Source organism: Ruoffia tabacinasalis, assembly GCF_042652985.1.
Classification (GTDB): domain Bacteria; phylum Bacillota; class Bacilli; order Lactobacillales; family Aerococcaceae; genus Ruoffia; species Ruoffia tabacinasalis.
This window is the reverse complement of the sequence record NZ_JBHSHQ010000071.1, coordinates 1-9,682: the sequence shown is the minus strand read 5'-3', so window position 1 is coordinate 9,682 and position 9,682 is coordinate 1. Positions and strand designations below refer to the sequence as shown.

11 protein-coding genes are annotated in these 9,682 nt (G+C 36.9%); 3 read left to right on the top strand and 8 right to left on the bottom strand.

Annotated features, from left to right (window positions below):
• Positions 1–134 precede the first annotated feature (134 nt).
• From ACFO5Y_RS11120 to ACFO5Y_RS11095, 6 genes are all read right to left on the bottom strand, one after another.
• Positions 135–764 carry a PepSY domain-containing protein gene (locus ACFO5Y_RS11120; RefSeq protein ID WP_197105229.1) on the bottom strand — a complete coding sequence of 210 codons (630 nt, stop codon included), beginning with the start codon at positions 762–764 and terminating at the stop codon, positions 135–137.
• A gap of 204 nt (positions 765–968) precedes the next feature.
• On the bottom strand, positions 969–1,346 hold the full coding sequence (locus tag ACFO5Y_RS11115) for a PTS sugar transporter subunit IIBC family protein (RefSeq protein WP_197105228.1): 378 nt from the start codon (positions 1,344–1,346) through the stop codon (positions 969–971).
• Between the two features lie 26 nt (positions 1,347–1,372).
• Complete coding sequence (locus ACFO5Y_RS11110) at positions 1,373–1,690, bottom strand: PTS transporter subunit EIIC (protein WP_197105227.1); 318 nt, start codon at positions 1,688–1,690, stop codon at positions 1,373–1,375.
• A gap of 316 nt (positions 1,691–2,006) precedes the next feature.
• Entirely contained in the window at positions 2,007–3,260 is a 1,254-nt protein-coding gene (locus ACFO5Y_RS11105) for a general stress protein (protein ID WP_197105226.1), read from the bottom strand.
• A gap of 146 nt (positions 3,261–3,406) precedes the next feature.
• On the bottom strand, positions 3,407–4,387 hold the full coding sequence (locus ACFO5Y_RS11100; protein ID WP_197105225.1) for an ABC transporter substrate-binding protein: 981 nt from the start codon (positions 4,385–4,387) through the stop codon (positions 3,407–3,409).
• An 834-nt stretch (positions 4,388–5,221) separates the two neighbouring features.
• Complete coding sequence (locus tag ACFO5Y_RS11095; RefSeq protein ID WP_197105224.1) at positions 5,222–6,109, bottom strand: MBL fold metallo-hydrolase; 888 nt, start codon at positions 6,107–6,109, stop codon at positions 5,222–5,224.
• Positions 6,110–6,365: 256 nt separating this feature from the next.
• Here ACFO5Y_RS11095 and ACFO5Y_RS11090 point away from each other — a divergent pair, with 256 nt between their 5' ends.
• Complete coding sequence (locus ACFO5Y_RS11090; protein ID WP_197105223.1) at positions 6,366–6,908, top strand: QueT transporter family protein; 543 nt, start codon at positions 6,366–6,368, stop codon at positions 6,906–6,908.
• Positions 6,909–6,955: 47 nt separating this feature from the next.
• Here ACFO5Y_RS11090 and ACFO5Y_RS11085 read toward each other — a convergent pair whose 3' ends face one another.
• Both ACFO5Y_RS11085 and ACFO5Y_RS11080 read right to left on the bottom strand, forming a co-directional pair.
• Entirely contained in the window at positions 6,956–7,510 is a 555-nt protein-coding gene (locus ACFO5Y_RS11085) for a TetR family transcriptional regulator (protein WP_197105222.1), read from the bottom strand.
• Positions 7,511–7,634: 124 nt separating this feature from the next.
• Positions 7,635–8,465 carry an aldo/keto reductase gene (locus tag ACFO5Y_RS11080; RefSeq protein ID WP_197105221.1) on the bottom strand — a complete coding sequence of 277 codons (831 nt, stop codon included), beginning with the start codon at positions 8,463–8,465 and terminating at the stop codon, positions 7,635–7,637.
• Positions 8,466–8,675: 210 nt separating this feature from the next.
• Here ACFO5Y_RS11080 and ACFO5Y_RS11075 point away from each other — a divergent pair, with 210 nt between their 5' ends.
• Complete coding sequence (locus ACFO5Y_RS11075; RefSeq protein WP_209494398.1) at positions 8,676–9,341, top strand: transposase; 666 nt, start codon at positions 8,676–8,678, stop codon at positions 9,339–9,341.
• A partial coding sequence (locus tag ACFO5Y_RS11070; RefSeq protein ID WP_380706668.1) for an IS3 family transposase occupies positions 9,338–9,682 on the top strand: 345 nt, incomplete at its 3' end. The genes ACFO5Y_RS11075 and ACFO5Y_RS11070, both read left to right, overlap by 4 nt.

Below are 9,682 nucleotides of genomic sequence, written 5' to 3'. Positions count from 1 at the left end.
AGTATTTTTACACGAACTCTTATTAATTGAGTAAATAAAAAATTGTCGCAATAATTATTGCAATTCAACATTTAAATAAACAGTTGTACACAACAAAAAAGGAGGCTTTTTCAAGCCTCCTTAAATACTATTAATTAGTCATCGAATTCAACGTTTAGGATGTCTCCTGTTTCTGCATCGATTTCGATGTGTAATTTGTCATCATCATCGTCTTGATCTGGATTTTCTACACCATCAATTTCAATTTCCCAACGGACTCTTCCGTCATCGCTATCTAAGTCCCAATCAGTGATTGTTCCTTCGCCAGCTTCTTCTAAAGCAATTTCAGATGCTTCATCAATGGTGATTAAGTCTTCTAAAACTAATGCTTCACCATCGTTATCATTATCGTCTTCATTATCTTCATCGCGGTCAGTAATTTCTACTGGGTCTACACTAAAGTCCACTTCGTATTCAATATTATCTTCAAATCCATGAATCGTAATTCGGTATTCTTCATTTCTTAATTCAACTTCTAACTCTTCAATTTCTGCATTAGGGTATTCTTCTTGGAATAGTGCTACTGCATCATTAAGGGCTACTTGTAAGTCACTCTCTTCAGTTTGGGCTTCATCTGTACTTTCAGTACTTTCTTCTGAGCTAACTGACTCTTCAGAAGTAGATGCTTCTTGAGAATCATCTTGGGCTGTCACGTGTGGTGCTACAGCAGTTAACATTAATCCAGATATACCTAGCAACGCAAAACTCTTCAATGATTTCTTCATAATTGTATCTCTCCTAATATTTTTTTGACTACAACTCCATTATATAACATTTCATTATCAACTCAAATAATACGCATATTATGTGCAAATTATAAATTGCATTATATATGACCTTTTTAAAATATTTACAGATATTTTTCTGTCTACAGCTGCTATTTTATATAAAAAAAGCCACCGCTATGGCGACGTTTCATAATTTCTGAATTAATTCTCTTCTTCTCCTACGATTTCAGCAATTTCTGCATCTGGCATGTCTTCAAATTTACCGAATAAGACAATTAAGAATGAAACTCCGAATGCCAGGATCATTACAATGATGCTGTTAATTAAGTTTCCAAATGATTCATCTGGAGAGATAAATGCTGGCAGTGCCGCGATACCTGGGTATACAAAGGCATAAGAATAGAATTCAACAATACCGGCATAAAATCCTCCTGCTAAACCGCCGATAAAACTTGCGATCATTACGCGTTTATAAGGAATGGCGATACCATATAAAGCCGGTTGCGAAACTCCTAAAGCAGCAGTTACAACTGCTGTCACTGAGTATTGCTTGTAACTTGAATTGTTAGATTTAATCATGACTGCTAATGCTGCACCAGCTAAAGCTAAGTTGGACTTGTCGTTGGGTGTAACATGAATAAGGCCACACAGGCTGCTAATACTTGGTTTGTATTAAATACTTTCGCCGCTGAATAAGCTAGTAGGACAGGCAAGAAGTAGAACACGGCACCTGAAATTGTTTCTAAGATAATGTACTCAGCGCGTCCCTCTTGAATCAATCCGAACGTATGTAACAAGATTGTAAAACCTTGCAGAATACCAGCTGCACTTAAGGCAACTAAGTTTGGTGCGAATATATTTTTTAAAGCATCTAATACTTTATTTAAGATGCTCCCCTGTTTCTCGTCTTTCACGGTCGTCATAAATAATCCTCCATCATTCTTTTATAGTAGGTACATTATATATATTTCAATTTCAAAATTCTACCGTTTTTCTATAGTAAACGCCATCAGTCATTAGACAATTTATAATGTTATTAAATCATCTTATGATTGATACTAGCCGTTTCGACGTTCGATTATGTATATTTTTCTTAGTTTACTCCTTCTTATCATCAGATGACTAGACGCCTTTCCTGACAGCATTCGATTGTTAGAATCATTGTATAATAAATGACTCTCGCTGTAAAAAAACTCGTACTTGAATTGCCTCAAGTACGAGTTCTAAATTAGAATTCAATTATTTATCGTCCTCATATTGATCTGCGTTTACGCCTTCTTCATCTGCAGGTGGATTATCGTCGTGTCGACGCATTTCTGCTTCAAATTCACCCAATTGATGACCTTCTTCTTGGTCTGCATAGTCATTTGTATCTTCTGGGCTTGGTGTATTAAAGTTTTGAGGGCCTTTATCTTCTGCTCCATACTGTTCAGGGTTTACGCCTTCTTCGTCTGCAGGTGGATAATCGTCATAACGACGCATCTCACCTTCAAACTCTCCAAGTCTCGGATCATTATTCGAACGGTTTGATACTGGACGTTTGATGTCCCCCATTCCCATGAAATCACGGCGCTTCCCTTCAGACTCTCTTTCCAGTCTTGATTCTTCACCTTTTAAATAATAATCTTCATCATGGTAGCCTGTGGAAGAAGTCGGTGTAGCTGCTTCTTGATTTTTTTGGTAATACTGTGAATAATCGGATGAGTCACCCATATCTCCAGCAACGCCACCTTCTTTTCTATCCGCACGTAACTTTTCATCAGCCACTGGATCTTCTATATAAGTGACCTCGTTTGACGATCTGTTTGCTGCATCACGGTCAGTTTGCGGTTGCTTATTAAGATTTGTATAGTAGGCTTCTGCTTCTTCTGATTCTCGTGCAGTATCTCCTGCTACTTTATTACTTTCATCGTATTGAACATTTTCAGTGACAGTATATTGACGGTCGTCTGGGTCAACTTGTGAGTCTACTTCAGTGCTATCTTTTTGATGCTCTTTAGAGTAGTAAGTTTCTGCACCCATATCACCAGCGATAACTGTTGCATTTTCTGAATCAGTTGTTTCATCTGGTGTTGGATAGTCATTCCTTTGTGTGAATGTCTCTACTTGGTTTGGATCATTTTCTTCCATAACATTTACGTTCGTATCCACTGAAAGTGCTTCGCCTTCATAAGTCTTCTCTACTACGACTAATATCTTGTCGTCATCAAGTTCATCTTTATAACCTTTTAAATCAACTGGGAAATTCTCATCATCACCGTCGTCAGATCCAAAGAAATCAGCGATTCGATTCCAAAATGATCTATGGTCATCGTCATCATCATATTCTTCTAACTCAACGACACTCGCGGATTGATTTGCTTCTTCCACAACATCATCGTCTGCATAGAGTGAGATTGCACTCACAGGTATTCCGGCATCTGTTAAATTTTGAACTGCTTTATTCGCTTCTTCGATTCTGTCATAGACTGCATATACAAATTTTTCATCCATGGTAGTTCCCCCTTAAATAGTCTCTTACTTATTATAAGTATTATACCGTGGTATCGTTTTCTATACAAACAATACGACAGCAAGTCATGAAAAGGCTTATCATTTCTTGCTGTCAGAATTGTTATTATTCATTTGTAAATACGCCTCTACTCTTCCATTAAGTCATAAATTTCTTGTGGATCAATGCCGATAGCATTGGCATAATCTTCGTTAACAACGAGTTCTAAGTAGTTAGCTAACTCCACTGGCGTTGTCGCAGGGTCAAGGTCTTCATCGATAATTCTGACTAACATCTCGGCCGTTTGGACACCTAGCTCATAGTAATCTAATCCATAAGTTGCTAGACCATTCTCGAGAATCATATCATTCGATCCACCGACCATTGGAATGCCCGCTTCTTTTCCGATTTCTCCGACAAGTGCCATCGATGCAGCGATATAGTTGTCTGTCACTAAATAAATTCCGTCCACTTCTTCATTAACTAAGGCGTTCATCGCTTGGCTAATATCGTTTGTTGATGAGATTGTCTTAATAACTGGTTCAATGCCTTGCTCTTCTAGGATTGGTACCGCAATATCGACTTGGTATTGGGCATTAATTTCACTTGAATTATAAATTAAACCAATTTTTTTAGCTTCTGGTACTAATGGGAGTAAAATTTCATTAATTTGTTGTTCAATGGGTCCAATATTTGTTGTTCCAGTTAAATTACGTCCGGGTTCTTCTAATGAATCAACCACACCAGCTCCAATTGGATCGGCTACAGATGAGAATAAAATGACCTTATCTTGAGTTGTATTGGCTAAAGCCTGAGCAGATGGTGTCGCAATAGCAAATAAATAATCACTTTCTGCTTCAATACTACTTGCCAGTGATGGAAGTTGGCTGACTTCAGCTGCAGCGTTCACATAATTGACCGTCAAGTTTTCCCCTTCAACGTAACCTAATTCAGCTAAGCCTTCAATGAAGCCTCGGTAGTTTTCATCCAATGATCCGTGGGCATTAAATTGTAATATCCCAACGCTAATAGGTTCTCGTTCTTGTGCGCTGGCTGTTGTTGATGAGCCGTATAGGATACTCACTAATGCTAAGCTGACAACTAATAATAGGTTAATAATTTTTTTCATGTTAATTTCTCCTTTTTGATTTGACTAAAAGCGACAAAAAAACCTAGCGAGAATTATAATCTCGCTAGGTAGGAAGAAATTAAATAGGTCCCTCAATGAAGAACTCATCTTATCTCACACTCGCAAAGATTATAATCTCTAGAATAATCTATGCGGGCTCCACACTTTTTTAGCACCTCATAGATACAAACAAACGCTTGTACGTGTTTGTATCCAATTAGGCAAGATACAAACACTATCTAAAGTTGCTAAAAAAGAAACGGTTATGTTGTGAAATAAGTTTTGAATTCATCTTTAGTCCTCCATTGATTTATTAATTAGAATTATACAGTTTACATTAGACTTTGTCAAACGTTTTTAATCATTTTATCATTTTCATTATATTAAGTTACGCTTAATAACGAGATACTGCTTTTCTAAGCATCTGGATCACCTTAACCTTTCTTTATAGTATCGGTCAAAAACAATCCTTTTCACTCCCTTCAGCATGCCGTATTCAATAGTAACACCAACTATGACTTCTTTCTAAGCCTTTGAGACACATAAAAAGCCTCTACGCACCACGTGCATAGAGACTCGTTTGGAATGTATGAATAAGTTTAGAAAGACCACAAATACTCTCAGTTCTATCTTTTCGCACTGAGGTTTTGTTTGTGTGTAATTGTGAAGTTAAATGAAGTGATAATGAATGAGCCACGAAATTCTTATGATTAGTCTTTATTAGGTTTAAAGTCATCATGAAAATCACACTCACTCTCATTGTTTGCTCATTTTTCCTTCATAAATCTATTGTATTACAACGACCTATGATTGTAAAATAAAACACACCCTATTTTAAGTTAATTTCCCGATATTTTCCGGCCATTCAATGATTGGTTTTTTCTCTCTATCTAGGTAATCAATGACTGTTTTGCCATCTTGATCAAATTGCAGCATGCAATAATACGCATCATGATAGAAGATTAGTTTATAACCGTTCTCAAAGGCTTCGGGTAACCACTTTTGCTTTGCAGCGATAGTGTCCATAGGATAGTCATCGTAACTACTTACCCATGCTGGATTCATTGATGCTACGGTAAGGAGTAAATCTGACAGATGTAGTAGAACTTCGTCTTCTTGAGTCAATTTAACTATTGCTAAGCCATTTGAATGCCCGCCTGTATGAATCATTTCAATGCCTGGAGCGATTTCAATCTTATCTTTGAAGACTTTGACTTGTTCTTGAATGGGTTCCCAGTTTTCTTTGAGATAGGTTCCTTTAGTACGAACGTTGGGATTTTGCACTTCTTTCCATTCGATCTCAGTCATATAAACCGTAGCATTCGGGAAGACTGATTCAAAACCATCTTCTGTTGCGCGTGTTAATCCACTCGCATGGTCATTATGCATATGAGTCATTAAGATGACATCGATGTCTTCAGGTCTTAAATTTAGTTGAGACAAACTGTCAGTCAATTGAGTTTCATTTTGCACACCGATATTACGCCAGTCTTTTTTATCAAACTTGTTCGTCTCAAAGCCGGCATCAATTAAGTAATTCGTATTTTTATATTGAATGAGGATGGGATCTTCAACAGAATTCATCTGATTATGATCATTGTTAGGATACTTTTTAGACCAGACGGCTTTAGGCACCGGTCCGAACATGTTCCCTGCATCATTCAGTGTTGAAGTTGATTCTAACCAAGTCAGCGTCATATCCTGGAATTTTAATGTATTCATATACTCACCTTTCTATGTAACTGTTTTCATTCTTATTGTAGCATAAGATTCTAGGGCTCTCATTTATTTTTACTTATAGTGACTATCATCTTTTTTAATCCTTATTGTCTTTACACGTTATTTAATGTAAACTATATAACGCTGTTTAGATGATGACTGAATAGTACTATGGCACTTCAGCAGAATATGCTCCTGTCCTTTGGCCGTAGTTATTACTAGCATAGCAATGCTATGACTATAAAGGAGATTGATAAAAATGGGAAATAATCATCATGTCGATAGTTACTCTAGTTTTGATACACAAGGTTTAGTTAAGGCTGGCTTAGTGACAGCATTATATGTTGTCATTACCATGTTCGTTGCTCCAGTGGCTTATGGACCCATTCAGTTTAGAATTTCAGAAGGTTTAAACTTTATGGGACTTTATAATAAACGCTACATCGCTTCAATTACTTTGGGGGTATTCATCGTGAATGCCATGCAATCTACGATTGTTGATGTGCTTGTTGGGAGTTTCCATACACTCGTATCATTAATTTTAGCACGTTACTTAGGTAATTTAGCGGTCAAAGCTTTCGTTAATAAAGTTAAAGACCCAATGATTATTCGTTACGGTGTGATGACTCTTGTCTTTACGTTTACAATGTTCATTATCGCGGCTATGTTAATGTATATGGGCTTTGCGGACTTCTTCTGGGAAACTTATGCCTTCTTAGCTTTATCAGAGTTTATCGTGATGACCATCGGTGGATTAATTATGTATTATTTAATTGCACCACGCATAGATTTTCATAAATAATTTATAACAAAAAGCTCCCTGACATTTATGTCCTGGGAGCTTATTTTTTATTGCTTAATGAATGCTTTTAAAAATGGAATCGCATCTTTGACGTATGTAGTTGGTTCTTCTGCGTCTGAGTCATCAAACCATTCTTGTGATAGCGAGAGTAACCCTGATGCGAATAAGGTTGCTATTTTGTGAATTTCTTCTTCATCGAGTGATTCAAAGTGTTTCTTCAATTGTTGTGAGTGAATGACTTTAAGTTGATCCACGACTAATTGGTTAATTGTCACAATGTATGAGCGTTGACATTGTGTGGCCAAGCGCATGTGAAATGAACATAATTTTTCAAAAAGAGAAACAATATATTCCTCGTTTAATTGAACTTCACTATACTCTTCTCGATTCAATTTCAGTTGGACATCTTCAAATAAAGCTTTCTCCATTAAATCATATTTGTCAAGAAAATGATTATAAAAAGTTGCTCGATTAATTAATGCTTCTTCAGTAATATCTTTGACTGAAATATTTTCGAAAGGTTTTCTTTCTGATAATTGTATAAATGACTCGATGATGGCTTTGCGTGTTCTAGCGACACGTGGATCTATTTTGGTTTCCATATCTATCCCTCACTAACTAGTACTTTATAGTCATTTTATCATAAGTGTGCTTAAAACAACACTAGGCGGGTATTCTCAAATAACAAAAGACGAGTCCTTGCGGATTCGTCTTTTTGTGTTTAATTTAGAATTCTTGATATTCTGCTGGGTTTTGATCTTTCTGACGACCATCTTCATGGGAAATAGAATTGATCTTAGCTACTTCATCTTCAGATAAATTGAAATCAAAGATATCAATGTTCTGACGTTGTCTTTGATAATTTCCTGATTTTGGAATAGGTAAAAATCCTCTTTGGATGTGCCAGCGTAAGATGACTTGGTAGGCAGTTTTATTATGTGCTTGAGCGATATCTGTAATTAAATCATTCGACATCATGTCAGCCGCTCTTCCGATTGGGCTCCAAGCTTCTGTAATGATACCTTTAGATGCATCGTACTCACGTTGTGCTTCTTGATTAAAGTTTGGATGAGTTTCAACTTGGTTTACTGCTGGTAAAATACCAGTTTCTTTTTCTAAACGGTCAATGTGCTCTGGTAAGAAGTTTGATGTACCTATTGAGCGAATAAGGCCAAGTTTTTGTGCGTCAATTAATGCTTGCCAGGCTTCGACATATTTATCTTCTATTGGATTCGGCCAGTGGATTAAGTATAAGTCAATATAGTCTAGGTCAGTTCGAGCAATCGATTCTTGAATCGCAATCATTGCTTTATCATACTCATGGTAACGACCCGGTAATTTAGATGTTAATGTGATTTGATCACGGGACACCCCACTATTGCGAATGGCTTTACCTACGATTCCTTCATTTTCATAATTATACGCAGAGTCAATTAAACGGTAACCAGATTGAATCGCTGTTTCAATTTGACGCACTCCTAATTCGCCTCGTAAACCGTAAGTTCCTAAGCCAACTTTAGGAATCGCAAACCCATCATTTAAAATATAATTTTCCATCAATTACAATCACTCCTTTAACCATAATAGTATCATGAAAGCAGTGCTGTGACTAACTTTATGCGCTACTGGGGAGGGGTGGTGTGTTTGCGGGGCGTCTTGAGTAAGCACGACACTACGTATTCGCATTTGCGTGTGTTTTGCAATAGAGAAGTACATAGTTGGAGGTGCGGACATAATCTTGGACAACTATAAGTCAGGAGAATGTCCATGTACTCTTACGAAGAAAGAATGAAAGCTGTAAAACTTTACATCAAATACGAACACTCTTTGGCGTCAGTCATTCATGAATTAGGCTATCCTTCTTCAAAAGCTTTATACAAATGGTTTAAGGAATATGAAGAGAATGGTGATCTTTCTAAGACTTCAAAAAGAAAACGTGAATTTACGCAAGAAGAAAAGCAGTTTGCTGTTAATCACTATATCGAATACGGTCGCAATTATTCTAGAACTGTTCGCATGTTGGGTTATCCAGATAGAAACATTCTTAGCGATTGGTGTAAAGAACTTGCACCTGAAGCTCGTAAAATCAGGCGAAGTAAGTTAAACTATTCTCAAGAGCAGAAAAAAGAGGCCGTTATCCATCTTGTGAGCCGAGAAACCTCTGTCCAAAAAATTGCTGAGCGCCTGCAGGTCACCCGTAAAACGCTCTATGATTGGAAAGAGGAGCTCATCGGAGAGGAGCTTCCACCTAATATGACGAATATGCCTGATAGCCCTCAACTAGAAGGGTTGAAAAATGAAGTTGATGTTTTAAAACAGGAAGTTTATCGACTACGAATGGAAAAAGATATCTTGGAAAAGTCTGCCGAACTTGTAAAAAAGAATGGGGCATCAATCCAAAACATCTCTCCAACAAGGAAAAAACAAGAGTGATTGATGCATTAAAAACCTTTTATCCATTGGCACTTTTACTAGAGAATTTGGATTTAGTTAAGAGTAGTTATTTTTACCACAGAAGTCAGGCTAAGCTTCCGGATAAATATGCTGATCTAAGGGTAATGCTTAAAGATATTTTTATTGAAAGTCGTCGTACGTATGGCTATCGTCGTATGCATGACGTTCTAAAAAAGCAAAATATTGTTGTTTCCGAGAAAGTTGTTAGACGGCTTATGAAGGAAGAAAAACTCATTGTTCATTCAGTAACTAAAAAGAAATATAGTTCATATGCAGGTGAAATTACTCCCGCGACACCTAACCTTATTCAACGAAATTTC